At 45.7% G+C, this 25,733-nt stretch carries 20 protein-coding genes; 13 read left to right on the top strand and 7 right to left on the bottom strand.

The window, feature by feature from the left end; all coding sequences use genetic code 11:
- Positions 1-14 precede the first annotated feature (14 nt).
- Complete coding sequence (locus tag J4N37_RS21655) at positions 15-1,364, bottom strand: sigma-54-dependent transcriptional regulator (RefSeq protein WP_252042274.1); 1,350 nt, start codon at positions 1,362-1,364, stop codon at positions 15-17.
- Positions 1,365-1,542: 178 nt separating this feature from the next.
- On the opposite strand from J4N37_RS21655, the gene J4N37_RS21650 reads away from it, so the two are divergent.
- The 3 genes from J4N37_RS21650 (at position 1,543) to J4N37_RS21640 (ending at position 6,528) form a co-directional block, all read left to right on the top strand.
- Positions 1,543-3,603 (top strand): sensor histidine kinase, encoded by a 2,061-nt coding sequence (locus tag J4N37_RS21650; RefSeq protein ID WP_252042273.1) that lies wholly within the window; start codon positions 1,543-1,545, stop codon positions 3,601-3,603.
- 198 nt (positions 3,604-3,801) lie between these two features.
- Positions 3,802-4,929, top strand: a complete 1,128-nt coding sequence (locus J4N37_RS21645) for a conjugal transfer protein TraF (protein WP_045387168.1) — start codon at positions 3,802-3,804, stop codon at positions 4,927-4,929.
- A 207-nt stretch (positions 4,930-5,136) separates the two neighbouring features.
- Positions 5,137-6,528 (top strand): glycoside hydrolase family 1 protein, encoded by a 1,392-nt coding sequence (locus tag J4N37_RS21640; RefSeq protein WP_252042271.1) that lies wholly within the window; start codon positions 5,137-5,139, stop codon positions 6,526-6,528.
- A 118-nt stretch (positions 6,529-6,646) separates the two neighbouring features.
- Here J4N37_RS21640 and J4N37_RS21635 read toward each other — a convergent pair whose 3' ends face one another.
- A complete protein-coding gene (locus J4N37_RS21635; RefSeq protein ID WP_252042270.1) occupies positions 6,647-8,683 on the bottom strand; it encodes a PhoX family protein in 2,037 nt (678 codons plus the stop codon).
- A gap of 210 nt (positions 8,684-8,893) precedes the next feature.
- On the opposite strand from J4N37_RS21635, the gene J4N37_RS21630 reads away from it, so the two are divergent.
- Complete coding sequence (locus J4N37_RS21630; RefSeq protein WP_005438242.1) at positions 8,894-9,232, top strand: YggL 50S ribosome-binding family protein; 339 nt, start codon at positions 8,894-8,896, stop codon at positions 9,230-9,232.
- Between the two features lie 688 nt (positions 9,233-9,920).
- Here J4N37_RS21630 and J4N37_RS21625 read toward each other — a convergent pair.
- Positions 9,921-10,787: a helix-turn-helix domain-containing protein gene (locus tag J4N37_RS21625; RefSeq protein WP_038896564.1), complete on the bottom strand. Its 867-nt coding sequence runs from the start codon at positions 10,785-10,787 to the stop codon at positions 9,921-9,923.
- Between the two features lie 167 nt (positions 10,788-10,954).
- On the opposite strand from J4N37_RS21625, the gene J4N37_RS21620 reads away from it, so the two are divergent.
- Together J4N37_RS21620 and J4N37_RS21615 are read left to right on the top strand one after the other, a co-directional pair.
- On the top strand, positions 10,955-11,200 hold the full coding sequence (locus J4N37_RS21620) for a hypothetical protein (protein ID WP_252042269.1): 246 nt from the start codon (positions 10,955-10,957) through the stop codon (positions 11,198-11,200).
- A 527-nt stretch (positions 11,201-11,727) separates the two neighbouring features.
- Complete coding sequence (locus J4N37_RS21615; protein ID WP_038896566.1) at positions 11,728-12,627, top strand: LysR family transcriptional regulator; 900 nt, start codon at positions 11,728-11,730, stop codon at positions 12,625-12,627.
- On the opposite strand, the gene J4N37_RS21610 is transcribed toward J4N37_RS21615, so the two are convergent.
- Complete coding sequence (locus J4N37_RS21610) at positions 12,595-12,939, bottom strand: DUF5329 family protein (RefSeq protein ID WP_009705117.1); 345 nt, start codon at positions 12,937-12,939, stop codon at positions 12,595-12,597. The genes J4N37_RS21615 and J4N37_RS21610 overlap by 33 nt on opposite strands.
- A 110-nt stretch (positions 12,940-13,049) precedes the next feature.
- Positions 13,050-14,063, bottom strand: a complete 1,014-nt coding sequence (locus J4N37_RS21605; protein WP_252043297.1) for an MBL fold metallo-hydrolase — start codon at positions 14,061-14,063, stop codon at positions 13,050-13,052.
- A 155-nt stretch (positions 14,064-14,218) separates the two neighbouring features.
- On the opposite strand from J4N37_RS21605, the gene J4N37_RS21600 reads away from it, so the two are divergent.
- The 3 genes from J4N37_RS21600 (at position 14,219) to J4N37_RS21590 (ending at position 16,552) form a co-directional block, all read left to right on the top strand.
- The gene (locus J4N37_RS21600) at positions 14,219-14,833 is read left to right on the top strand and encodes a TetR/AcrR family transcriptional regulator (RefSeq protein ID WP_005438259.1); all 615 of its coding nucleotides are present in this window, start codon (positions 14,219-14,221) and stop codon (positions 14,831-14,833) included.
- A gap of 323 nt (positions 14,834-15,156) precedes the next feature.
- On the top strand, positions 15,157-16,062 hold the full coding sequence (gene rimK, locus J4N37_RS21595; protein WP_005438260.1) for a 30S ribosomal protein S6--L-glutamate ligase: 906 nt from the start codon (positions 15,157-15,159) through the stop codon (positions 16,060-16,062).
- Positions 16,063-16,123: 61 nt separating this feature from the next.
- Positions 16,124-16,552 carry an ATP-dependent zinc protease family protein gene (locus tag J4N37_RS21590; RefSeq protein WP_005432588.1) on the top strand — a complete coding sequence of 143 codons (429 nt, stop codon included), beginning with the start codon at positions 16,124-16,126 and terminating at the stop codon, positions 16,550-16,552.
- Between the two features lie 59 nt (positions 16,553-16,611).
- Here the strand turns inward: J4N37_RS21590 and J4N37_RS21585 are convergent, their stop codons facing one another.
- Positions 16,612-17,361: an MBL fold metallo-hydrolase gene (locus tag J4N37_RS21585; protein ID WP_252043296.1), complete on the bottom strand. Its 750-nt coding sequence runs from the start codon at positions 17,359-17,361 to the stop codon at positions 16,612-16,614.
- A 336-nt stretch (positions 17,362-17,697) separates the two neighbouring features.
- Here J4N37_RS21585 and speA point away from each other — a divergent pair, with 336 nt between their 5' ends.
- The 4 genes from speA (at position 17,698) to J4N37_RS21565 (ending at position 24,433) form a co-directional block, all read left to right on the top strand.
- The gene (gene speA, locus J4N37_RS21580) at positions 17,698-19,608 is read left to right on the top strand and encodes an arginine decarboxylase (protein ID WP_009705121.1); all 1,911 of its coding nucleotides are present in this window, start codon (positions 17,698-17,700) and stop codon (positions 19,606-19,608) included.
- Between the two features lies 1 nt (position 19,609).
- Positions 19,610-20,530, top strand: a complete 921-nt coding sequence (speB, locus tag J4N37_RS21575) for an agmatinase (protein WP_005432598.1) — start codon at positions 19,610-19,612, stop codon at positions 20,528-20,530.
- 264 nt (positions 20,531-20,794) lie between these two features.
- Positions 20,795-22,000 carry a multidrug efflux MFS transporter EmrD gene (gene emrD, locus J4N37_RS21570; protein WP_252042268.1) on the top strand — a complete coding sequence of 402 codons (1,206 nt, stop codon included), beginning with the start codon at positions 20,795-20,797 and terminating at the stop codon, positions 21,998-22,000.
- Between the two features lie 267 nt (positions 22,001-22,267).
- Positions 22,268-24,433, top strand: coding sequence for a S9 family peptidase (locus J4N37_RS21565; protein ID WP_252042267.1), 2,166 nt, complete (start codon positions 22,268-22,270; stop codon positions 24,431-24,433).
- Positions 24,434-24,607: 174 nt separating this feature from the next.
- Here J4N37_RS21565 and J4N37_RS21560 read toward each other — a convergent pair whose 3' ends face one another.
- The gene (locus J4N37_RS21560) at positions 24,608-25,654 is read right to left on the bottom strand and encodes a porin (protein WP_045387197.1); all 1,047 of its coding nucleotides are present in this window, start codon (positions 25,652-25,654) and stop codon (positions 24,608-24,610) included.
- Positions 25,655-25,733 lie beyond the last annotated feature (79 nt).

Raw genomic sequence — 25,733 nt, 5'->3', positions numbered from 1 at the left:
AGAAGCCGTTTTTTCTATGTGTAATCAGAGCGATTCAAACCAAATTTCTGCATCTTTTGGTTAAGGGTTCGGCGCGGTAAATCTAACTCGACCATCACATCCGTAATTCGTCCTTGATGTCGAACTAGCGAGTCATGCAGCACCTTACGTTCAAAGTTGTGGAGCTGAATCGCCAACGGAACGCCTGCTTGTGTCTCTTCGGTTGTAGAAGACGGTCGGCTGGAGAGAATTTCCATTACGGAAACGGTCTCATCCAGTGCAAAACGCATCGCGACATTCCTTAGCTCGCGCACGTTCCCGGGCCAAGCGTAAGCAAGAATGGCTTTTCTATCGGCTTCACTCAGCGGACGACTCTCAGGATTACTTTTCAGCGCAAAATGTTCGAACAAGATCAACGCGTCTTCTTCTCGCTCACGTAGCGGTGGCAAATAGATCTGCGCGACATTGAGTCGATAGTACAAATCCTGACGAAACTCATCATGATCATTGAGATCTTCTTTCGCGGCGGCGATCACTCTCAAATCAACTGAGATCTGTTGATTACCTCCAACGCGCTCTACTGTATGTTCCTGTAATGAACGCAGCACTTTCACTTGCATGGACAGCGGCATACTCTCGATTTCATCAAAGAATAAGGTGCCTTTATCCGCGAATTCCAATTTACCAATGCGCTTTTTACCCGCTCCGGTAAATGCCCCTGCTTCATGCCCAAACAGCTCACTTTCAAACAGATTCTCAGGAATTGCACCACAGTTGATTGGCACAAAATGATGGGTTCTGCGTTGGCTTTCATTGTGCAAACTGGTCGCTACCAGCTCTTTACCACAACCTGTTTCACCGTAAATAATCACGTTAGTATCAATGCGTGCTAACTTGGCAACTTGTTCTCTAAGCTGTTGCATCACTCGGCTTCGCCCAATCAACACTTCTTCTAAACCACTAACGCTAGAAAGGTACTCTTGGCGATCTTGAGTAGACGTTTGTGCGCGATAACTCTCGACCGCTTCGGTCACTCGTTGGGATAAGCGCTCAGGTTGAAAAGGTTTCTCGATAAAATCGAACGCACCGTTTTGTAATGCGCCTACCGCCATATCAACGTCACCATGTCCGGTGATCAAGATAATCGGCGTTGGAATGTGATTGGCAATCAGGCTTTCTAGTATCGACAAACCATCGGTGTCCGGCAGGCGAACATCACTTACAATCGCATCAAATTCTTGGCTAAGAATGGCGGCTTTGCCCTCCTCCCCCAAACTGAACGCGTTCACGTCGAACCCCGCCAGTTGCAGCCACTGACGGGTAGCCTGACGAACAATGTCATCGTCTTCGATAAGTGCAATTTTAGGGATGTCGTCAAAAGCCATGAGTTACTGCCTGCTTTATGGGGTGGGAAAGAAATAGATCTTTATTAACGGTAGCAAAAACCACTGAGGAGAAAAGGAGCTAGATCTCACTTCTTGCTTACAAGTCTTTAACATCCAACCAGTTAGGCGCACTCTTTAATGACTGTTGGTGAGAACGCACTAGCTGAATGGAGTCGGTATGCAGCGCAAAAGGAATGGCAAAACATGGCTTGTGGTCGCAATTGCGGCAGTGCTTATGTTGTCTTGCTATAGCGCCAGCAGAGAGGTTGCCCGTCAGTGGTTGAGTGTACAAACTCAAACCGAAGCTCAACAAAAACTACTCGACTATATTGGTGAAGTTCGCCGTGCACTCAAACGCTTCTACCACTTACCTTACCTCGTCACCAATAACCCAGAAACCATCGCGTTTGTGAAAGGAAACCGAACTTATTACGAACCGTTGCAAACCCAACTGACTCAACTCGATAAAGCTGCCAATACAGAAGGGTGGTTAATTCTGTCTAACTTTGGTGAAGTATTGGTGTCGAGTTTGATAGAAGAGCGCTTTAGCTTGTCTGACCGAAAAGCCATTGTGGAACAAATTCACAATCAAGGCGGCGGTGTTTCCTTGGTGAACAAAACCAAAGGTTCGAGTCCGTTGTATTACCTTGCAGCCCCTATCTACGACGGTCTGGATATCGCAGGCATTGTGGTGGTGCAGATCAACCTCAGCTTGTTGACCGAACAGACCATTACTAGCCAAGACATCATTACGTTGCAAAATCGCCAGCAACGCTTTTTCCTATCAAGCAGCTCGCTCTATAACGCAGACTGGTTTAACGAACCGAGCAACACCGTTCAGTTAGAAACGCAGCGCTTATACGACAACACCAATATCAGTGTGTGGACGCTCAACCAACAACGCTACTTTGCGCACACCGTTAAATTGGATGATTTGAATTGGTACGTAAGCTACCTCACCCCTTCTAAGCCGATTCAACAAACCATAAACGTGATTGGTTGGAGCGTGGCGGTGCTGCTCTTATTGGTTGTATTACTCGTCATCATTGGTCTACAACGTCGCCAAAAGCACATCAACCAACAACGAATTCAAGCCCTGTTGGAAGAATCCCAACGCCGCTTGAAACAGATGATCAATAAGACCCACGTAGGTTTGCTATTGATTGATGAACAAGGGCAACTGTTCGATCTCAACCCAATGGCGAAGCGTTTGTTCTGTTTACCGGAAAGCGTCAATCGACACGCTTTTGCTTGGGAGTTATTCGACGCAGGCAATCCCAATTCCACCACACTTAAGTTACTGAAGGACCTGCCTAAACATAAAGAGCTCGCAGAGATCAGTACCGTCGAAACCATTGCCAGACGCAGCGATGGAAGCGTCTTTCCTGTCCTATTTTCTCTGACCAGTTTTCCATGGCATGGCGAGCAGTATTTCCTTGCGACGATCATCGATATCAGCAAGCGGAAAAAAGCCGAGCAATCACTGCAACAGGTAAACCAAGAACTGGCGCAGCGGGTAGAAGAGCGAACTCAAGCGCTAAAAGAAGCGCAAAGCCAATTAATTGAATCGAGCAAAATGGCAGCCCTAGGTCGCATGTCGAGCGCACTCACTCATGAGCTCAATCAGCCACTAACAGGCTTGCGAACCCTGCTCACTACAAACGAGCTGCTAGCGGAACGTGGCGAAACCGAGATGATGAAAGCCAACAATGTCTTAGTACAGAAACTGATTGATCGCATGGCAAGCATGACCAGTCAGCTAAAGACATTTGCTTACAACAAGCCTGAAAGACTACAAGAGATTTCCCTCACAACCGCTTTAGAAGAAACCCTACGAGTCTATCAATCTCAATTAGAGAACGTGGACGTACGTGTGCGCGTTCCTCACGATTTACCTAACATCATGGGTGAAGAACAACGACTGCTTCAAGTGCTCGGCAATCTTGTGTCAAACGCATTGGATGCAATGGACCAAACCGACAATCCGCAGCTGAGTTTGATCGTCAATCCAACAGAAAATCAAGTTGAACTGCTTGTCAGTGATAATGGCTGCGGCGTATCGGATGAGATGCTTGAATCCATGTTCGAGCCATTCCAAACCTCAAAGAAAATTGGTAAAGGTTTAGGACTCGGTTTAGCGATCACGGCTAATAATATGCGTGACATGGGTGGCAGTATTTCTGTGCGCATAAACCACTCCAAAGGCCTTTCATTTGAGCTTATTTTTATAGCTGCCTAGAAAGCAATCAATAACCACATATTTTTGCTCAAATATATTTACAAGATAATTGATAAGAGCGTCTAAATAATGAGACAATTTACATAGGTTGCATAAGCAGACAGAGACCAACGTCTGCACACCTATAACAATGCAACTGTAAATCCGATCTATTCAATTGCTTCGGCAACAAAAATATAAAGTAACAATGGAAACGTTATGAACAAATTAGCTTTTGCAGTGGCTAGTGCACTAACCGTGCTTTCAACACAATCAATTGCGGCACCATACGTCGCAGATGCTCGCAGCCATGCGATGGGTAACACTGGTGTGGTTTCAGCAGATTACCTAACAGCCCCACTTCACAACCCTGCTCTTGGTGCGTTATACCGTGAAAACGATGATGTCGGCCTACTTCTGCCTGCATTTGGTATCAATGCGAATGACAAAGATGAAGCGCTTACCACTGTCGAAGATGCGCAAGACCTGTACGATCGCATTAAAGGCATGCCAACACCTGCAGATGAGGCAGAAATGTCTCGCTTACTAGATAAGCTCGATGATAGTGCTCCAGTAGCAATCAACGGTGGTCTAAGTCTGGCTATCGCAATCCCGACTCGCCATGTTTCAATCAACCTATTTAGTACAGGTTACGTTGAAGTGATCGCGGCTCCAGACATTGCTGATTCTGGTACGGTAGAGCAGCGCTACCTGAACTCAAACGTTGAGCTAGTGGCATTTGGCACTGCTGAATACGGCGTTTCATTTGCGCGCAACTTTGAGCTAGGCGGCCAAAACATCGCGTTTGGTATCTCTCCTAAATACCAACAATTGATGACCTACTCTCAGCGCACTTCTCTAGATGATTTTGATGTCGAAGATTACGATAAGAGTGAAGTATCAAAGAGTGCCTTCAACATGGATCTAGGCATGGCGTGGCACAAAAATGCATTCCGCGCTGGTATCACTATTAAAGATCTGTTCAAACAAGACATCGATACAGAACTTGGTGGGTACACTTACGAACTCACCCCTCAAGCAACTGTAGGTCTTGGTTATGCAAGCGACTACGTTTCATTTAGCATTGATGCCGACTTAACCAAGCAAAAACGTTTCAAAGAACTAGCAGACGACACTCAATTTGTTCGAGTTGGTATTGAAGGCAATGCTTGGGGTTGGGCACAACTACGAGCAGGTTATGAGATGGATCTAGAAGATACTTTAGAAAACTCAATTACTGCAGGTATTGGCATCAGCCCATTTGATGTCGTTAGCTTAGACATCGCAGGCTCTTATGCTGGTGAAAACCAACTAGGTGCAGCAGCAAACCTAGCATTTACTTTCTAAATGTTATCTCCAGCCTTGCATAAGCGGGGCTGGAACTCTATTTCCAACTATTCTGATTTACCCCCCTTCCGATTAAAAAAATACCAGTTGAGCCATATTCTCCCGAAGCTTGAGAAAAACACGATCTCAATATCAGAATCCCTCTTTGACCTACACTATTCTCAAATACAGAAAACACATATTTCAGAACAATAAAGAGTGAGAAACATGATTAAGTTTCCTGAACATTTTCTTTGGGGCGGTGCCATTGCTGCTAACCAAGTAGAAGGGTCGTACAACCTTGGGGGTAAAGGGTTATCGACTTCGGACATGCTGCCAAACGGTATTTTGAGTCCGCATCAAACCCGTGAAGAGCGTACGCCGGGTATCAAAGACCTGGCAATTGACTTCTACAATCGCTACCCAGAAGACATTGCGCTGTTCAAAGAGATGGGATTTAACTGTCTACGCCTGTCTTTGGCGTGGAGCCGCATCTTCCCGAATGGTGACGAGCTAGAACCAAACGAAGAAGGTTTGGCGTTCTACGATAAAATTTTTGATGAGCTAGCGAAGCACGATATCCAACCTTTCGTGACCTTATCTCACTACGAAATGCCTTACGCACTGGTTGAAAACTACGGCGGTTGGGGCGATCGTCGCGTGATCGAGTTCTTCGAACGTTATGCTCGCACCGTGCTTGAACGCTACAAAGACAAAGTGAAGCTGTGGTTAACGTTCAACGAAATCAATATGTCTCTGCATGCGCCATTTACTGGTGTCGGCTTGCAAGAAGACGCTAACGAACAAGAGATTTATCAAGCGATTCACCACCAGCTAGTCGCAAATGCGAAAGCGGTAAAACTGTGTCAGCAAATCGTACCAAACGGCAAGATTGGTAATATGCTGCTTGGCGCAATCAACTACCCATACACCTGTAACCCTGATGACGTGCTTGCTGCCATGCATGAAAACAACAAGTGGTTGTTCTTCGGTGATGTACAAACACGTGGTCAGTACCCTGGCTACATGAAGCGTTACTTCCGCGAAAACGGCATTGAAATTCAGATGGAAGCAGGCGACTTAGAAGAAATTGCGTCTGCGAGTGTCGATTTCATCTCATTCAGCTACTACGCAAGCGGCTGTGCAAGTGCGGATCCGAAACAGAAAGAAGTGGGTAACATCGTCGATAGCGTACCAAACCCATACCTTGAAAAGAGCCAATGGGGCTGGCTGATCGATCCAAAAGGCCTGCGTGTTCTGCTGAACTTCCTTCACGACCGCTACCAAAAGCCACTGTTCGTCGTAGAAAACGGCCTAGGTGCGCGTGATGAAATCGATGAAAACGGTGAGATTCAAGATGATTACCGCATCGCTTACTTGAACGACCATCTTGTACAAGCACATGAAGCAATTTTGGATGGCGTTGAGCTGATGGGCTTCACCAGTTGGGGACCAATCGATTTGGTCGCGAACTCAACCGCTGAAATGAGCAAACGTTACGGTTACATCTACGTTGATCGCCACAACGATGGTCAAGGTACGTTAGAACGTAAACGTAAGAAGAGCTTCTTCTGGTATCAAGATGTGATTCGCACTGCGGGCGGCTCGCTCAAAAACTAAGCTTATTATCTAGATACAAGCCTAGACACAAAGTGCATGTGTATTTAGATAGAAAAAACAAAGCCCTGCAAACGCAGGGCTTTTCTTATTCCCGATATTCAGTCGTATGACCTATTGGTTAAACACCAATTTCACCACCGTCTTCACGGCGAATAACCACCGTCGCGGCACGTGGACGCAGTGTCATCCCCGCAGGTGTTTCTTCTGCTGCATTGTCGCTGTAAGGCCAGTTGCCTGGGTGCTGAATGTTCACGAACAGAGACTTGTAGTCTGGGCTAATGGTAAAGCCCGTCACTTCACAGCCGTTAGGGCCAACAAAGAAACGTTTCAACTCAGCTTGGTTTTCTGCACCGATCACTTCTTGTGTGCCGTTTTCATCCGTCAGCTTAGAAGGTACAACCGCAAGCATTTGGTCATTGGTGTAAGACGTCACTTCGTCTGCACCGTTGTCTGTTTGAATCCACAGAATACCGCGAGGGTCAAACGCTAAGCCGTCTGGGCTCGCAAACTGGTTAAGCTCGGTTAAGCTCGAACGGTTAGTGTCCGCATCACCGTTTGCTGGAGAACCAAACACGAAGATATCCCACGTGAAGTCTGTTGCTGCTTCGCCTTCATCCCAACGGATTACGTGACCAAACTTGTTGTTCAAACGTGGATTTGCAGGGTTAGTTTCCTCTGTACGCTTAGTGTTATTCGTTAGCGTCAGGTAAACCGAGCCTGTAAATGGGTCAACGGTACACCACTCAGGGCGGTCCATTGGCGTCGCACCAACAAGGTCGGCAGCGCCAGCCGTGTTCAGGATGATTTCTGCTAGAGAATTGAAGCTGTCTGCAAGTGTGCCACCAGAAACTGTCGTGCTGTCTAGTGTCAATGGTAGCCAAGTACCAGAGCTGTCTTCATTGAAGCGTGCCACATACAATGTGCCTTCATCCATGTACTTGTCACCCATCGCCAAGCGGTTATCAGGGTTAGCATCCGCAGGATCCCACGCTTCCGCAGATTCAAATTTGTATAGATACTCAAAGCGAGAGTCGTGACCAGAGTAGAATACCACTGGTTTGCCTTCTTCAAGCTTGCCGAATGTACAGCCTTCATGGCGGAAACGACCTAGTGCAGTACGCTTCTTCGCACGTGAGTTTTGCGTATAAGGGTCGATTTCAACAATGTAACCATGGCCGTTCGCCTCGTTACGGTAATCGTCCAATGCGCTTGCGCCTGTTGGTTCTACATTGAATCGCGTGAATTCGTCCAAACGCTCTTCGGCATTCCCCGCTAACGTTTCCCATAGGTAACGAGTGCTCGTGTCATCAACACCAATACGATCTTGTTCTTCAGTACGAACGCCAGCGTTAACGAAGTAACCCGGCCAGTTCTCTTCACACGTTAGGTAAGTCCCCCAAGGCGTGAAACCATTACCACAGTTGTTCAGTGTGCCGCGCGCTTGGCTGCCATCTTGTGAGAAGCGAGTTACGGTCAATTCTGTATTCGCGACAGGCCCAGAAAGGTCCATGACTGTCGCGCCAGTGTAACGGCGGTTTAATGGATCGGTATCTACCAATTTCCACATGTTGTCTTCAAGTTGAACGCGAACCACAGACACACCATGTGCATTAATTTCTTTACGAACTTCGTCGACGATAGTACGCACACCGCCCACAGCTGTTGGACCGCTTGGGTGCAGAGCAGCGGTATCAATGTACTCATGGTTAATACACAACAAGCCGTCCGTGTCGCTGTCGTTTAGTGAGAAAAAGTGCATTCCGTCATGGTGCATACCAAGCGCATTAAGCTGATCGGTACTCGTGTTGCTGCCATCGTCTTTCCAAGCATTACCTTGTGCATTTAAAGGCGTCCCCCAAGGCACCAACACTTGTGCGACGTAGCCTTGCGGAATCGAAACTGCATCCGTCAGTGAGCCTGGAATCGAATCAAAATTGAGGACTGCACTTGAAACGCCAGAGCCGCCACCAGCAGAAGTGCCTGAACTAGAAGAATTGCACCCAGATAGACCAAATGCGCCAAAAGCGGTCATCGCACTGATACCTAGGCCACCTTTCAGGATACTGCGTCGAGATAGGCTCGCTTCCAGTACTTCTTCAAAAGGCTTGTTATTACTCTGGTTGTAACGCGTCGCGTCGAAGGTTTCCTTACTCATGGTGTTGCTTTCCCAGTGTTAGGTTGAATTATAGGTTTGTGAGCGAGGGAAGTTTGGAAGAGAAAAGTGACAGAACTAGTCTATCTTTATGAACTTTGTGTTTAGAAAATGTTATAAAGCACCCATCTATTCTATGTACTCCCGATTTTACTTGGGCTAAGCCAGATTTGGGGGTATAAGGTGTACTCAAATCATCCACGAGAGATAATCATGAAACTAGATAAAATCGATAACAAAAATCGTCGTCTGCGTAAGAAGCTATTCCTAGGTGAATTCGCGATCCTAGGCTTTGAAATCAGCTGCGAAACAGACATCAACGACTTCGACCGTTACGATGCATTCGTTGATGAGTTTATCGACTACATTGATGGTCTAAACCTATGCTTTGGTGGCGGCGGTCTAGAGCTGTTTGAAGGCTTCCTATGTTCAACAGAACGTTACGAAAGCGCAACTGAAGAACAAAAAGCACAGGTTCTAGCTTGGCTACAAGCTCGCCCAGAAGTAAGCAGCGCAAAAGCTGGCGAATTGGTTGACGCAAACTACCTGTAATTACAGAATCACTCTGGAATAAACAGGGTTGAGCAAGTAATGAGAAAGCTGGTCTTCGGACTGGCTTTTTTGCATTTAAGGCTATGGTTTTGTGCTGAAATGTTGAATCTAGAAAGAGTGGAGTGTTTGGTTGTTTTGGAAGCTTAGTTTAGGAAAGCAGGAGTCTTGGAGAGTATGGATGTGCTAGATAATTTTAGAGCTGGCATTTTATGGAAGGTTATCCGTCCATTGCCAGCTCAGTGCCATTGAGTATGGTTTACTATGCTTTTTTAGCAGTCTCAGTCTTTGTGTCTTTCCAGTATTGGATACGAACACGATGTAGCTGAGCTCTTCTCATCTTTTTCATAGCAATCTCCCTCATCTATATAGGTAACGCTCATCTTGAGCTTATTGTCTAAGGTTGTATTCCCCTTCAATCTATCGAGGAACGAATCAATTAACCGTGACTAATTTCACAACATAATGATAAAAGTAGAAGCGTTGCAGTCATTTTTTGACCAGTAAAACTGCTTTTATCTTGTTGATACGGTCAACTTACTCATCACTTATGACAGAAATATGGCAATCAAGTTCCCTATTTAACCTGTCATCGAATCTTAATAACGATTCTTAGATAACCTAGCAAATAATATACCAGTTGCACATAAATTCCAGCTCAGTACACAACAAAAGCACGCACATGCTCAAACTAAGGTTGGATTCGCTGCTGGTAATGCTGTCGGTAATCTCTCGGAGTCAGTCCCTTGTAGGTCTTGAAATGACGATTAAACAAAGCTTGATTGCGATAACCTACTCGTTCAAACACGATCCCTATTGGTAGCTCAGTCGATTGCAACAAATCCGCGGCATGGTTGATTCGTAGCTTCATCAAGCGTTGGCTAAAGGGCTCTTTAAAGTGCTTTTGAAACAACCGTGTGACCGCACTTTCACTCAACGACAAGTAATTGGCTAAATCGGCCAATGTCACCTTGTTGGCAAAATGCTGCTCAAGATACGCATTCACACTTGCGACGCGCTCTCTTTCTTGTTGCTCGTGTTCACTCATCGAAAGGTATGAATGGGTCATCAAGGTTTTCGCCGCTTCGTCATGGGCAACCAAAGATAGGATATGAATGAATCTCGACAATTGCTCCATCGCGGGCACTTTCATCAACTCTTGCAGAAGATCCACGACTTGCTGAGCCGTTCGCTCAGAGAACACCACTCCTTTATTTGCAGCTTTCAATAACGGGTCCAGTTTGCGTAACTCAGTACAATAGAACATTAGGTTCGCGATCCACTCACGCTTAAACCAAATCACATGAGTCTCGCAGTTGCTTTCTACCGACGTGGAGTGAATAGAGTGAGGCACACCCGGCGCAATTAACAGCATTTGGTTGTGGGTCACCTCTAGCTCGTGATGCCCAATGTGCAAAGTCCCCGTAAAGTGACGGTGGATGACCAACTCAAAAACGTCATCGTGAAAATGAAAATCGTATTCTTTCGCTGGTTCATCAATACGACGGTAGCGCCAAGAAAAGCCAGGCCTTTGCGGTACTTTTTCGATGTGCGCCATTTGCCACTCCACAAGATAGTATTGTTTCACGCGCAAATAATATCAGTATTACCGACATATTCTTCATCACGCCTCAATAGTATTGATATTGAGCGGCATACTATCAACTAAGCCTCATCACGCTCCTTATTCTTCTCTTGTAAAGACAAGCTAACTAAGGAGCTGTTATGAGTAACTTTAAAACCAAGCTGCGCCAGATCATGCAAAAAACTCGTGATGAGTGGGCTGCGTTTGCGATAAAGGAAATGGGAATTTCATCTAAAGCCATCGCCAAATCCTATGGCTACAAGTCGAGTTGTGATCTTGAGCAAACTCTTAAACAAGACGAAAAAGACGCCGATTCGTACATTCGCTCGGTATCTTGTGCGAGATCTCTCACAAGCGATGTAAGCAAAACGACCATTTTTGACTAAGAACAAATCGAACAACAAACCTAACTAACTGAAAATTAATAATTATCCTTTTTTAAGCAATATTCGCTGCCAAAGTTTTTTTACCTAGCTGATTGAGAGTAATCAGCAAAACAACAATACTAAGTGTGTCGACAGGATGTTGGCGGGAACAGGAAAAAAGCCTAAAGGATTGGGTATCTTCAGGATGAAGATTTGGTAGCTTAGGATGAGTTATCAGCAAGGATGTAGTTAAGCTCTAGGATAGAGTTCGCCCGTCAGGATGATAGGCAAGAATGGACACCGCTAGGAAGGCGATGAACAAGGAACTCGGTTAAAGGACTTAGCCACAATCAAGGATAGATGCAGGGAGCACCTATTAGTAGCCGGATTGCTGCGAAAAAGAATAAGCCCCGTCTGGGAAACCAGGCGGGGTTTTATTTTGCCTGTCATTTATCATCCTCCTCTGCGTTATTCCACGCATCATGCTATTATTTCTACACTTTCTCTCGAAACGCTTTCTTTAATAAACGCTGAGCAAACAACGTCCTATGCTTAATCCAGTTTGGTTACACACATTCAAAACTCTTGTCGAAGTCGGCCACTTTACTCAGACAGCAGAAAAGCTCTATATGACCCAGCCCGGAGTCAGTCAGCACATAAAAAAGCTAGAGCAAGCTTGTCAGCACCCATTGATTAAGCGCGAGAACAAAAGCTTTGAACTGACAGAGCAAGGCCGAATGGTGTATGCCTACGCGTTAGAGTTGGAAGAGAAAGAGAAAAACTTACTGGAAGATCTGAGCTTCGATGACCCCTTTGCAGGTCATTGCAAGCTGGCTTGTTCCGGAGCACTTGCCTTGATGCTGTTTGATCCACTGCTTGAAAAACAAACCCAGCATCGCGGACTATCGATTCACTTGGAAGCGGCGCCGAATCAGTCGATTCTAAATGGGGTCGCTGACGGCCGTATTGATATGGGCATCGTGACTTACTCTCCCAATAAGAGTGTTTTCCAAAGTGAACAAATTGGCAGAGAAGCGCTGTGTCTGATCTTACCAAAGTCCTATCATGGAAAAACGTTAACACCTGAGCTACTTCGAAGTTGCGGCGTGATTGGTCACCCGGATGCTGAGCATTATATGACGTTGTTTTTCGACCAATGTGCAGAACCTTTACTCAAAGAGATCAAGGTCAGTGACATGCCATTATCGGGCTACGTCAACCAACTCAGTCAGATTCTATTGCCAGTCAGCAAAGGACTGGGGTTTACCGTTTTGCCCTATAGTGCGGTGGAAAGTTTTCCATTAAGAGAAGAGTTGTATGTGGCTGAGTTAAAACAACCGGTATACGAAGATTTGTTTTTGGTGAGAAAACGCAGCCGCACTCTGCCGCTGCGATACCAGACCATCAAAGAAGTATTATTGGATGTGATTGGCGGGGCTCATCAATGATGTTAGCCACTCTTCGCTGGTAATGCGTTTATCTTGGCAATCCACCCAATAGGGTTTGCCAGATAACCAGCTCTTTGACGCGACCTCTTTTATAAACACATCCACAGAATCAACGTCATCTTTGGCGTAATCCCATTTATTGCGCATGTGTTCTGCTGCTTCTTGATTAGTGTACGCCTTGCCGTTGCGGATAAAGGTGCAAGAGGATTGCTCAACTCGTTTTATCAACGTCGAGATATCTTGCTCTACCCCTGCTAGTGCAAAGGTAGGCAGAATGCTTAATGTAAGTAACAACGTCCACTTTGCTTTCATCGCACCTTTATCCTTATCCCTGACCACGTAACTAATAGCAAGTAACTAATACCAAGTAACTACTAATAAGTGACTTAACTATTCTGGTGTTTGGCCGTTTAGCTCAGCAATTATTGCCACCATGCCTTCGCAGACTGAGGCTCCGCAATCGCCAAGCGTTGACCAATCTCAGGGCTCACTAACGTTACACCGCGCTCTTCACTGATGTCTAACGCGCGTTGCATCGGTTCATTCCAATCGTGCATCGACAGATCAAACGTACTGTTGTGAATCGGCATCATCACTTTACCCTGCACATCAATGTGTGCTTGAACGCTTTGCTCTGGGAACATGTGAATGTCTGACCAAAGTTCATTGTATGCGCCGGTTTCGATCATAGTGAAATCAAACGGACCGTACTTTTCACCAATCTCTTTAAAGCCATTGAAGTAACCAGAGTCACCACTGAAGAACACTTTGTGTTGTTGTGCATTAATAACCCAACTGCCCCACAGTGTCGTATCGCGGTCTGTCAAACCTCGACCAGAGAAATGCTGAGTCGGAGTCAGTGTATATTCAATACCGTCGACAGAATGTGACTCCCACCAATCTAGCTCGACCACTTTCTCCTTGGGCACGCCCCAGTTAACCAGTAATTGCCCCACTTTTAACGGCACCAAGAAAGTGCCCACTTTGTCGCCTAGCACTTTAATAGAAGCTTTATCTAGGTGATCGTAATGGTCATGGCTGATCACCACCACATCGATGCTTGGTAAATCTTCTAGCGTAATTGGTGTTTGGTGAAAACGTTTTGGCCCTGCCCATTGCACAGGAGACGCGCGATCACTGAATACAGGGTCAGTCATCACCAGTTTGCCATCGAGCTTCATTAACACGCTTGAATGACCTAAACGGTAGATAACGTCATCTTGCTCTTCTAACAGTTGATTCGCAGTCATGGCATGAACCGGAATTTCAATTGTTGGCGTTGGATTGAGGCGCTCAGTCGTAAAGTAGGCTTTCATGATGCCGAACATGTCACCCAAGCTGCTTTTGTATTCCAACTCTGTGTTTGCAAATTTGTCCGGGTATGTTGGCGCTTTTTCAGTATCAACATTAGAACAAGAAATCATTGATGTACCCATCGCGAACGCTCCTACTGTGGCTAGCAAAGTTTTTTTCATAAAAAGTTAACCCGAACAAAAGTAAACTACACGGTGCAGTTTACATTCTAATTATCAAAAGTAAACTACTTAGTGTAAAATAGATCCAGAAAAGATCTTCTTAACTCGGCAAGTTTATGAATGTAAAAAGAAAAGGTCGCAGTGAGACCAAAAGAGAAGCCATCCTGTGCGCAGCAAAGCAAGCGTTCCAAGAGTTTGGGGTGCAAAACACCAGCATGGATAAGCTCTCTGCTATCGCGCAAGTCTCTAAGCGCACGGTCTACAACCACTTCCCTTCTAAAGAAGCGATCGTGACAGAGTTACTAACGGAACTATGGCGTTCTTCAATGATGGATAGCGACATTGAACGTTTACCAACACTCCCTCTCAAAGATCAACTGGTCGAATTGTTGTACAGCGAAATTATCGTTGTAACCGCACCTGATTATATTGAACTGGCGAAAGTGGCTTTCGGACATTTCTTGTTTAAGCCGGAAGATCTCAAAGAACAAGCGGAACACATGTCGAAGCAAGAAACGGCCTTGTACCGTTGGCTCACTCAGCAATCAGAAAAAAATACATTGAAGGTTGATGATGTGGACGTGGCAAGCATTCAATTGCACAACTTAATTAAAGGCAGCGCATTCTGGCCACAATTGATGGGGATGCGAGCTTCGCTAACCTTGGAAGAATCTAGGGTTTTAGCCACCCAAACGGCTGAACTCTTCTTAAGTCATTACTTAGTTCAATAACAAAAAGCGGCTGAATGGCCGCTTTTTTGTGATTTGTGCCATAGTAAATTGATGAAATTTTGACTCATTTTTCTTTTTCATTCCCTTGACAGTCGCATGCAGCAAGGCGTGAGAGTTCGATAAATTATTTTTGTCGTATCGACGATATTTTTTCGTTTTCATCTACTGAGAAAACGCCCTAAGGTTCGCACCTCTGACGACGTGGTTGTCCAACCACAATTCTAAGTCGCTGAAGAGAGTGGATTCTGTCACATCAATTACACCCACTCACTATACTCTATACTTACATTTTTAATTTGGTACTGACTTACTAAGGAATTGCCATGCGTATTGCTATTCTTTCTCGTAATGAGAATCTATATTCAACCATGCGCCTAAAGCAGGCGGGTGAAGAGCGCGGACATCAAGTTGATGTTATCGATACTCTGCACTGTTATATGGATATTACGAGTAACAACCCTAAGATCCGTTACATGGGTGAAGAATTGCCAAAGTACGACGCGGTTATTCCACGCATCGGTGCATCTATCACTTTCTACGGTACAGCGGTTGTACGTCAGTTTGAAATGATGGGCACATTCTGTGTGAACGAGTCAGTAGCAATCAGCCGCTCTCGTGACAAGCTACGCTCTATGCAGCTGCTATCACGTAAAGGCATTGGTCTACCTCGCACAGGTTTTGCTCACCACCCTGACAACATTCAGGACGTGATCAAAAACGTTGGCGGCGCACCATTGGTTATCAAGCTACTTGAAGGTACTCAAGGTATCGGTGTTGTTCTTGCTGAGACAACGAAAGCAGCAGAAAGCGTGATCGAAGCATTCATGGGCCTAAAAGCAAACATCATGGTGCAAGAGTTCATTGAAGAAGCAAACGGCGCAGACATCCGTTGTTTCGTAGTGGGTAACAAAGTTATCGCAGCTATGAAACGCCAAGCAAAAGAAGGCGAGTTCCGCTCTAACCTTCACCGTGGTGGTTCTGCTCAGCTAGTGAAACTAAGCAAAGAAGAGCGTGCAACAGCAATCAACGCAGCAAAAGTGATGGGTCTAAACCTATGTGGTGTTGATATTCTTCAATCGAAGAACGGCCCTGTGGTAATGGAAGTGAACTCTTCTCCAGGCCTTGAAGGTATCGAATCAGCAACAGAAAAAGACGTTGCGGGCATGATCTTCGACTTCATCGAGAAGAACGCAAAACCAAACGCTAACCGTACTCGCGGTAAAGGCTGATAATTGTTTGAGTGAGAGTCTGATAAATGGCTCTCTTTTAACTCATCGCTAGGATGACACTATGAATCAGAAAATGATCATTGGGAACGCCGAAGCAATTTGCTTACCTGAGTTAGGGATTACTCACCTTGAAGCGCGTATTGATACAGGCGCACAGACTTCTTCTCTGCACGTAGATAACCTAGAGTGCACTGAACAAGACGGTCAGTCATACGTAGAGTTCGATCTACACCCAGATGTTTACCACTTAGAGCAAGTCGTTCGCTGTAAAGCTCCACTGAAGGCGAACCGCAAAGTGAAATCATCAAACGGTACTTTCGAACACCGCTGCGTGATCACAACGATGCTGCGCATGGGCGACCAAGAGTGGCCAATCGACATCACGCTAACTAACCGTGAAAAGATGACTTACATGATGTTGTTAGGTCGTCAGGGTATGGCAGACAAAGTTCTGGTAGACCCGAGCCAATCTCACTTATTGGCTCCATAATCCCCGTAGCTTCAGATGAGCGAACTCCGTGGTCGCTCATCTGGCTCTTCTCTGATTTTCTAGCTGCCCTTCTCCTGTCTATCGTTCTTCCTTTTCAGAACAGAACGCATTAATCCTTTCAGCTTTATCTTCGTTACTCGCCAATGCGTAATGGGTCTAACCGGTGCGGTATTGATGATGTGTTGATACGCGTCTTCATCAAACTCAACCTCTCCCCCATGTGCCGCCAATAAACAGCTTGGTTTCATCTCAAAAACGCGTTTTAACGAACTGCGATATTGGTTGGGATGAAAGATAGGAAATGGCGCGATCAAATGGCTTTTCACCTGCACCATTAAATCCGCTACGTACAACACACTCTGTTCGGCGTGATAAACCGATAAATCCCTGTCGGTATGCCCCGGTGTTTCCAATATCTGCCAATCAGCAAAACCGGGAATCACCTCTCCATCCACCAGCTCAATATCTGGCTTTAGTTTTCGCGAATACCATAAGTTGCGCTTGGGTTTGCGCATTCGGTTCGCCATCCAACGTGCCAAAATCAAATCCGTAAGATGCATTAGCCAGCCATCAAAACCGCCATACCAATGTGTATCTCGTTTGGCTGCCAATAGCTTGCAGCCCGTAAAATCTCTTAGTTTGTGCGCCGCACCAGCATGGTCTGGGTGCATGTGAGTAACGACAACTAGTTTTAGGTCGGTGAATGGGCGATTGAGCTGGTGCTCGATAAAATCTTTGAGGTGAGGAATATCCGCTCGACTTGCGCCATCAAGCAGCATCAATTTGTCTGGATACTCGGCGAGATACATGGTTTGGATGTATCCTTGAATTCTGTGCAGCTGCAAAACATGTCCTTGTTTTGTTGAGTCTTTGTTCTTATTTTTCTTCGACCAAATCCTTACTGGTCAGACCAACTATAACAGCAGAATGGACAGTCTGTTAAATAAATGTTTACACCAGCCATCAACAACAGTTGTTAATCGAAAGCACAAATTTTAATCATTAGACTCTGGTTGGGTTTTATCCGTTAATGCGCGCACACGGAGTTCGTGTCAGGGTATGAGGTTAGCGCCTCATGATTTGCTTTTTTGTATTTTCTCCTCTATTTCCAATGAGGGCTTAAATACATTTTTGTGAGAATCGAGTTGGAAAAAGCAACTAAATTAGACCGCATCCGCGCGGACTACAACGTTCACTACTGGAGCCAAGGCTTCTACGGAATTGATGACCAAGGCGAGGTATACGTATCTCCTCGTAGTGACCGTGCACACCAAATCCCTTTCAGTGCGATTGTAAATGAACTAGAAGCTAAGCAGTTGAACCTGCCTGTGTTAGTGCGCTTCCCACAAATCGTACACCAACGCGTGCATGGCATTTGCCAAGCTTTCAACCAAGCAATTGAAGAATACCAATATCCAAACAAATACCTGCTGGTGTACCCAATTAAAGTAAACCAACAGCGTGAAGTGGTTGATGAGATCTTAGCAAGCCAAGCACAGCTAGAAAATAAACAGCTGGGTCTTGAAGCAGGCAGTAAGCCAGAGCTATTGGCAGTACTTGCACTAGCTCAACAAGGCAGCTCCGTGATCGTGTGTAATGGCTACAAAGACCGTGAATACGTGCGTCTTGCACTGATCGGTGAAAAGCTAGGTCACAAAGTATTTATCGTACTAGAGAAGCTATCTGAGCTTGATCTAGTACTTGAAGAAGCAAAAAGCTTGGGCGTAACACCACGTCTTGGCTTGCGTATCCGCCTTGCATCTCAAGGTGCGGGTAAATGGCAAGCGAGCGGCGGTGAAAAATCGAAGTTTGGTCTATCTGCGTCTCAAGTATTGAGCGTGATTGATCGTCTAAAACGCGAAGACAAACTGGACACCATGCAGTTGGTTCACTTCCACCTTGGCTCACAGATGGCAAACATCCGTGACGTTCGTAATGGTGTAAACGAATCAGCACGTTTCTACTGTGAATTACGTGCCATGGGTGCAAACATTGATTACTTCGATGTTGGCGGCGGTTTAGCAGTAGACTACGACGGCACACGTAGCCAATCTTCGAACTCGATGAACTACGGCCTTGCAGAATATGCGCGCAACATCGTAAATACCGTCGGTGATGTGTGTCAGCAGTACGAACAACCGATGCCAGTGATCATCTCTGAATCGGGTCGCTCATTGACTGCACACCACGCTGTACTTATCTCTAACGTTATTGGTACTGAAACATACCAACCGGAAGAAGTGTTCGAGCCAGCAGCAGACGCTCCATTCTTGCTACAAAACATGTGGCGAAACTGGGAGAACCTGCAAGATGGTACGGATGCGCGTGCATTAATTGAAATTTACAACGATACCCAAAGCGATTTGGCTGAGGTGCACTCACAATTCGCTACAGGCGTACTGAACCTTGAACAACGTGCGTGGGCAGAGCAACTGTCGCTGCGCATTTACTTCGAGCTAAGTCGTCAAATGAGTACGAAGAACCGTTTCCACCGTCCTATTTTGGATGAGTTGAGCGAACGTCTTGCAGACAAGTTCTTCGTGAACTTCTCTCTTTTCCAATCCCTGCCAGATGCATGGGGTATTGATCAGGTATTCCCTGTTCTGCCGCTTTCTGGTCTTGGTGATGTGGAAGAGCGTCGTGCGGTGATGTTGGACATCACTTGTGACTCCGATGGCGCAATTGACCATTACGTTGATGGTCAAGGCATTGAGAGCACACTACCAGTACCAGCATGGAGCAACGACAAACCGTACCTAATGGGCTTCTTCCTAGTAGGCGCATACCAAGAGATCCTTGGTGACATGCACAACCTATTTGGTGATACCCACAGTGCAGTAGTCAATGTTGATGAAGAAGGTCAATTTGAGATCAGCTACATCAACGAAGGTGATAGCGTAGAAGACATGATGCGCTACGTTCACATCGACGTAGATGCGATTCGTGACAATTACAAACAATTGGTTTCAGCACGTGTTGAAGCCAGTGAACAAGAACAAATCCTAGCTGAACTAGAACAAGGTTTGGCAGGCTACACCTATTTAGAGGACTTCTGATATGAATGATTTGTTTACTAAAACCGATTATTCGCTTTACTCCAACTCTATGTCGTTTCTACGTCGACCGTACATCAAAAATCCAGTATCGGCAGACGCAGACGTTGTAGTGCTAGGGGTTCCTCTGGACATGGCGACTTCTGGTCGTCCTGGTGCACGTATGGGTCCAGATGCGATCCGTCGTGCATCAGTAAACCTTGCTTGGGAAGGCAAGAAGTTCCCTTGGGACTTCAACGTATTTGATAAATTGAAAGTGATCGACGCAGGTGACCTTGTGTTCGATTGTGGTGATGCTGAAGATTTCACATACCGCCTAGAAGCGGCAACAAGTGAGATTCTAAAGAGCGGTAAGACAATGCTAGGCTTAGGTGGTGATCACTTCATCACGCTACCAATCCTACGTGCATACGCAAAACACCATGGTCAAATGGCACTGATTCACTTCGATGCGCACACTGACACATACGCAAACGGCAGTTCTTACGACCACGGTACTATGTTCTACCATGCGCCAAAAGAAGGTCTGATTTCTGCGAAGAACTCAGTTCAAATTGGTATTCGTACTGAATATGACCAACAAGATCACGGCTTCAATGTGATCAACGCGATGCAAGCGAACGACATGTCGGTAGAAGAGATTCTGGCAGAGATTCGTCGCACGGTTGCGGATAAGCCTGTGTATGTCACTTTTGACATCGACTGTCTGGATCCTGCGTTTGCACCAGGTACAGGTACGCCTGTTTGCGGCGGCTTGAACTCAGATAAAATTCTGAAGATCATTCGTGGTTTCGCTGGCATGAACATCGTGGGTATGGATGTGGTAGAAGTCTCTCCTCCTTACGACCACAGCGATGTAACAGCATTGGCTGGTGCGACCATCGCACTTGAACTACTTTACGCCTACGCGTCAGGTCGCGAATAACGTAAGTTTGTTCAAAGTCATCACGGTATTTAAAAGGGAGCTTCAGCTCCCTTTTTTGTGCTCTACTCCTCACAAAAAATGGATTAGTTTTTCTAATCCAAATCATAGATTTTTATCTTGCTCAACTTCACATTTTTTGATTGCTAAGTCGGCACTCAAGCTCTAATATCTCGCGCCTAGATTCCCTAATTACTTTGTTTATTTGGCTCTCCTATATGGAGCGCTAAGGCTTTTTACGTCTTAAATTTCTGGAGAGATACGCAAATGTCTGCCTCGTTTCCATTAGCGAAACTTACCTTTTTAATCGCAATTCTGACTGCCGTAGGTCAAATGACTCAAACGATGTACGTGCCTTCTATCGGTCATATGGCGGGTGAGTTCTTGGTATCAGCGTCTTCACTTCAAGCTGTGATGGCGTGTTACCTGATCCCTTACGGTTTATCACAATTTGTGTACGGTACGCTTTCTGATCGTCTTGGTCGCAAACCAATCATCGTTGCAGGCTTGATCATCTACATTCTTGGTACCTTGGTGGCGTTGTTCGCTCATGAGTACGAATGGTTCCTAGCAGGTAGCTTTATCCAAGGTTTAGGTATCGGCTGTGGTGGTGCAATGTCTCGCACACTGACTCGTGACTGCTTTGAAGGCGCAGAACTACACCGTGCAAACAGCTTGATCAGCATGTGCGTGATTTTCTCACCTTTGATCGCACCAGTACTTGGCGGTTACCTAACAGAAGCTTTTGGCTGGCGTTCTAGCTACTTATTCCTTGCACTGTTTGGTATCGCGGTAGTGATCACCATGATGACAAGCATGATGGAAACTTTGCCGAAAGAGCGTCGCAAACATGAATCTGTTGCGAAGAGCTACAAGTTCGTACTTTCAGACAAACGCTTCCAAGGTTTCTTATTGGTGTTGGTTGCTACCTTCGCAGGCGTTGCAGTATTTGAAGCGGCAGCCGGTGTACTACTAGGTGGCGTACTTGGTTTACCCGCAACCACAGTAAGCTTGCTGTTTGTCTTGCCGATTCCGGGTTACCTAGTCGGTGCAGGTTTATCTAGCTACATCGCACAACGTCGCTCTGAGCGCCGTGCTCTAAACGTTGGTCTAGTCGCTATCTTAGTTGGCTCAGCAGTGGTATTGATTCCGGGTTTGTTTGGTCTAACAACGGCGTTGACTCTGATTGGCGGTGCAACCATTTACTTCTTGGGTGCGGGTATTTTGTTCCCAGCGGCAACAACAGGTGCACTGTCACCGTTCCCATACCACGCCGGCACTGGCGGTGCGATTTTGGGTGGCATGCAAAACCTAGGTGCGGGTATCGCGACACTGCTGGCTTCGTTCTTCCCGGCACAAGACCAAATGCCGCTAGGTTGTTTGATGATGGCAATGTCGATCATTGCTATGTTTGGTTTGCGTTGGGTTAATCGCAAGCACGATCACTCAAACGAAATGCCATTGGCGATCTAAAATCTGACTCTCATCACCCAAAAGGGACATGCTGAAAAGTGTGTCCCTTTTTTGTTGCACACATCTTACCCTTTAGCTCTCATCCACCAGCAATTGCATTTAACATCCCATCCAATCTTTGCTAAAAAGAACAGTTGCTTATACAGGAATTATTCGTTTGCCATTCGATATAAATACATTCACTGGAAGAACACAAACGTACTTTTACTCGCAAGATAAATGAATGGCGAAAAAAACACGAGAAGAGTACACAATAAGGATACACAGATGCGTTTCACTTTAACCACGTTGGCCGTATCGGTCGCGCTAGTCGCCGGATGCAGCAATCAAGGATTACCAACCATGAACCATTACTCCCAATCGCAACTCGTTGCTCAACAAACCCAAGCACCCGTTGCAAAAAAAGTCCCTCATGCAATGAATATTCATGGTGATACACGAATCGATAATTACTACTGGATGCGTGATGATGAGCGCCAAGATCCAGAAATCTTGCAACACCTTGAGCAAGAGAATCAGTACGCAGAAACCGTTTTAAAACACACCGAAGCACTGCAAGAACAGCTATTTGAAGAGATCAAAGGTCGCATTGCGAAAGATGACAATTCGGTTCCAGTTCGTAAAGGCAGTTACTACTACTCGAATGAAGTGACGGGCGACAACGAATACGAAGTACACTTGCGTGCAAAAGACTTTGCTGGTACAGATAAGCAAGTCATCTTGGATGTTAACGAGCTGGCAAAAGAGCATGAGTTCTTCAGTATTGGCGGCCTATACTTAAGCCCAAATGAAAACATGCTGGCCTACGGTGAAGACACACTGAGTCGCCGTATTTACACCATCAAGATCAAAGACCTCACGACAGGCAAATATCTAAAAGATGAGATTGAAGGCGCATCAAGTGCAATTGCGTGGCAAAACGATAACCAAGCCTTCTACTACATCAAAAAAGACCCTCAAACACTGTTGGGTTATCAAGTTTATCGCCATGTATTGGGCACTCCTCAGACTAGCGATGAGCTAATCTACGAAGAAACCGACAGCGCTTACTACACCTTCTTAAGTAAGAGTAAAGACGGTCAGCAAGTTTACATTTGGCACTCAAGTACAGAGACAAGTGGCGTTTCCGTGATTGATGCCAACAATCCGAACGCTAAAGCCGAAGCTTTCTATCCTAGAGAGACTGGCATTGAATACAGCATCGCTAAACTGGGTGATTGGTATTACATCTACACTAACTACCAAGCCGTAAACTTCCGCTTGATGAAAGTGAAAACGGAAGAGATGCACGACCGCTCTAAATGGGTTGATGTCATTGCTGCCGACGATAACACTCAGCTTGTCGATTTCGACTTGTTCGACGACCACCTTGTCTACGAGCAACGCGCTAACGGCTTATCTACCGTTAAGGTTCGCCAACTATCGACGGGCAAAGAGTTCCCACTTGAATTTAATGACAGCGCGTTTGCGGCTTACCTAACAGGCAACTATGAATTAGATAACTCAAAAGTTCGCATCTATTACAGCAGCTTGACCACACCGGGAACTTACTATGATTTCGACCTGACTACTGGTGAATCTGAAATCATGAAGCAAACGCCAGTACTGGGTGATTTTGATGCTGATAACTATCAATCAGAGCGTATCATGGTTACTGCTCGTGATGGTAAGCAAGTGCCAGTCTCATTGGTTTACCGCAAAGACCTCTTTAAGAAAGACGGCACCAACCCAATCTACCAATACGGTTACGGCTCTTACGGTTCCACCATCGAGCCAACGTTCCGCTCAACTCGCCTCAGCCTACTTGATCGCGGTTTCGTGTACGCAATCGCTCATATTCGTGGCTCAGAAATGCTTGGTCGCCCTTGGTATGAAGATGGTAAAAAGCTGACTAAGCAGAATACCTTCAATGACTTCATCGATGTGACTAAGGGACTTGTGGAAGAAGGCTACGGGGCAGAAGATAAAGTATTTGCGGTTGGTGGCTCTGCGGGCGGTCTACTGATGGGCGCCATCATCAACCAAGCACCAGAGCTTTACCGTGGTATTGGTGCGCACGTGCCTTTTGTAGACGTTGTAACAACCATGCTGGATGAGTCAATACCTCTCACCACCAACGAATACGACGAATGGGGTAACCCGAACGATAAAACCTACTACGATTACATGCTGAGCTACTCACCATACGATAATGTGAAAGCTCAGAACTACCCGAACATGTTGGTGACAACAGGTTTGCATGACTCACAGGTGCAATACTTTGAGCCGATGAAGTGGATCGCTAAACTTCGTGAAATGAAGACCGATGACAATGTACTGCTGTTCAAAACTGATATGGAAGCAGGCCATGGTGGCGCATCAGGTCGATTTAAACGATTGAAAGAAGACGCATTAGAATACGCATTCTTCTTAGATTTACTAGAAACGAAATAGTGCCAGCGTAAATAGCAGTACTCACAAAATTCAATGCCCGCTTAATGCGGGCATTTTTAATCCAAACACAAGCTATGTCGTCCTTTCGAGCTTAACAGAAAGAAAAACGCCTACTCACAACGAGTAGGCGTTAACACAATAAATGTGTTTAGGCAGTAGAAACTGTCCTATTGGTTAGAAGTAGTAACGTGCACCTACAGTCCACCAATCATTTTCTTCTTTACCAATATCGTTACCTAGGTCAAACTGGTAACCTGCGAACGTGTAGAATGCTGGTGTAACTGCATACTCTGCCTGAAGTGCAGCTTCGCTATAAAGTGTTTTGCTTGCTTTATCATCTTCTACAGATTCGTAGTTCACACTGAACGTCCAATCATTTACGCCATACGCTAATAGACCTTCTAGCTGAATGGTTTCTTCATAACCACCAAAGAAGTACTCATTCATACCGTAGACGATCGCAGCATACACGCCCGAACCATATTTTCCGTAATTTGCAGCCAAGACATGAGAAGTCGCATTTTCTGTCATATTGCCGACAGTAACGTCACCGCCGCTATACACGTAACCTAAACCAAAGCCAGCTAGTTCAGTACTAAGTGCAATTTGACCTCGTTGATCGTATTCCGCACCTGTCGTTACGTATACCGGTAGGCCTGTAATTGGGCTCTTCTTAAGTACTTCTTTCACATCATCATTGTTACCTTGCCAACCTAGGCCAAGGTTAAAACCAAAGCCTTCACCAAACTCAAAGCTTTTACGGTAGCTAAGCATTTTTTCCGCACGACCTGTACCTAGGTTGTTGTGATTGTCGTACAAGAAATCGTTAGCAAACGCGATTGGTAAATCCGCTACGCCCGCTACGTCGTAGTAAGGTGCCCATTGCGTACCCGCAACAACACGACCAAACTGTTCATGTGTCGCACCGATGTAACCAAGACGTGTAGAAAATGAATTCTCACCACCTTTCAAGTAATTTAAAGCCCATTCACCTTTCACGTCGACGGTGAAGCCATTGCCAATATCTTTTTTACCAGCAACGTTGATTCGAGGAGAAACTTGGTGAACTTTTACTTCATCTTCAAAGTACTCACCTAAGCCTACCGATACGTGACCACCAATCGACATTGATGTGCCATCGCTGTTATAAACTTCTGCTGCGAAAGCTTGAGAACCACATGCTAGTGCCGCCACTGCAACGGCTAGAGTTTTCATTTTCATTGTTAACATCCGTATAGTTGTTTGTACTGGTTCGTCCCGACAGCAAAATCAGCAACCAGATCGCAACGAACAGATAACA

Origin of the sequence: Vibrio sp. SCSIO 43153, from assembly GCF_023716625.1 — a bacterium.
GTDB classification, from domain to species: domain Bacteria; phylum Pseudomonadota; class Gammaproteobacteria; order Enterobacterales; family Vibrionaceae; genus Vibrio; species Vibrio rotiferianus.
This window is presented reverse-complemented; position numbering and strand designations above follow the sequence as displayed.

What these genes read in the sequence shown, in the direction of transcription:
- J4N37_RS21620 (WP_252042269.1), top strand. Translation starts at nt 10,955, where the DNA reads ATGAGTAACTTTAAAACCAAGCTGCGCCAGATCATGCAAAAAACTCGT.
- J4N37_RS21610 (WP_009705117.1), bottom strand. Translation starts at nt 12,939, where the DNA reads ATGAAAGCAAAGTGGACGTTGTTACTTACATTAAGCATTCTGCCTACC.
- J4N37_RS21655 (WP_252042274.1), bottom strand. Translation starts at nt 1,364, where the DNA reads ATGGCTTTTGACGACATCCCTAAAATTGCACTTATCGAAGACGATGAC.
- rimK (WP_005438260.1), top strand. Translation starts at nt 15,157, where the DNA reads ATGCGTATTGCTATTCTTTCTCGTAATGAGAATCTATATTCAACCATG.
- J4N37_RS21605 (WP_252043297.1), bottom strand. Translation starts at nt 14,063, where the DNA reads ATGGGTACATCAATGATTTCTTGTTCTAATGTTGATACTGAAAAAGCG.
- J4N37_RS21560 (WP_045387197.1), bottom strand. Translation starts at nt 25,654, where the DNA reads ATGAAAATGAAAACTCTAGCCGTTGCAGTGGCGGCACTAGCATGTGGT.
- speB (WP_005432598.1), top strand. Translation starts at nt 19,610, where the DNA reads ATGAATGATTTGTTTACTAAAACCGATTATTCGCTTTACTCCAACTCT.
- J4N37_RS21590 (WP_005432588.1), top strand. Translation starts at nt 16,124, where the DNA reads ATGAATCAGAAAATGATCATTGGGAACGCCGAAGCAATTTGCTTACCT.
- J4N37_RS21600 (WP_005438259.1), top strand. Translation starts at nt 14,219, where the DNA reads ATGAATGTAAAAAGAAAAGGTCGCAGTGAGACCAAAAGAGAAGCCATC.
- J4N37_RS21640 (WP_252042271.1), top strand. Translation starts at nt 5,137, where the DNA reads ATGATTAAGTTTCCTGAACATTTTCTTTGGGGCGGTGCCATTGCTGCT.
- J4N37_RS21645 (WP_045387168.1), top strand. Translation starts at nt 3,802, where the DNA reads ATGAACAAATTAGCTTTTGCAGTGGCTAGTGCACTAACCGTGCTTTCA.
- J4N37_RS21585 (WP_252043296.1), bottom strand. Translation starts at nt 17,361, where the DNA reads ATGTATCTCGCCGAGTATCCAGACAAATTGATGCTGCTTGATGGCGCA.
- J4N37_RS21615 (WP_038896566.1), top strand. Translation starts at nt 11,728, where the DNA reads ATGCTTAATCCAGTTTGGTTACACACATTCAAAACTCTTGTCGAAGTC.
- J4N37_RS21565 (WP_252042267.1), top strand. Translation starts at nt 22,268, where the DNA reads ATGCGTTTCACTTTAACCACGTTGGCCGTATCGGTCGCGCTAGTCGCC.
- emrD (WP_252042268.1), top strand. Translation starts at nt 20,795, where the DNA reads ATGTCTGCCTCGTTTCCATTAGCGAAACTTACCTTTTTAATCGCAATT.
- J4N37_RS21625 (WP_038896564.1), bottom strand. Translation starts at nt 10,787, where the DNA reads ATGGCGCACATCGAAAAAGTACCGCAAAGGCCTGGCTTTTCTTGGCGC.
- J4N37_RS21630 (WP_005438242.1), top strand. Translation starts at nt 8,894, where the DNA reads ATGAAACTAGATAAAATCGATAACAAAAATCGTCGTCTGCGTAAGAAG.
- J4N37_RS21635 (WP_252042270.1), bottom strand. Translation starts at nt 8,683, where the DNA reads ATGAGTAAGGAAACCTTCGACGCGACGCGTTACAACCAGAGTAATAAC.
- J4N37_RS21650 (WP_252042273.1), top strand. Translation starts at nt 1,543, where the DNA reads ATGCAGCGCAAAAGGAATGGCAAAACATGGCTTGTGGTCGCAATTGCG.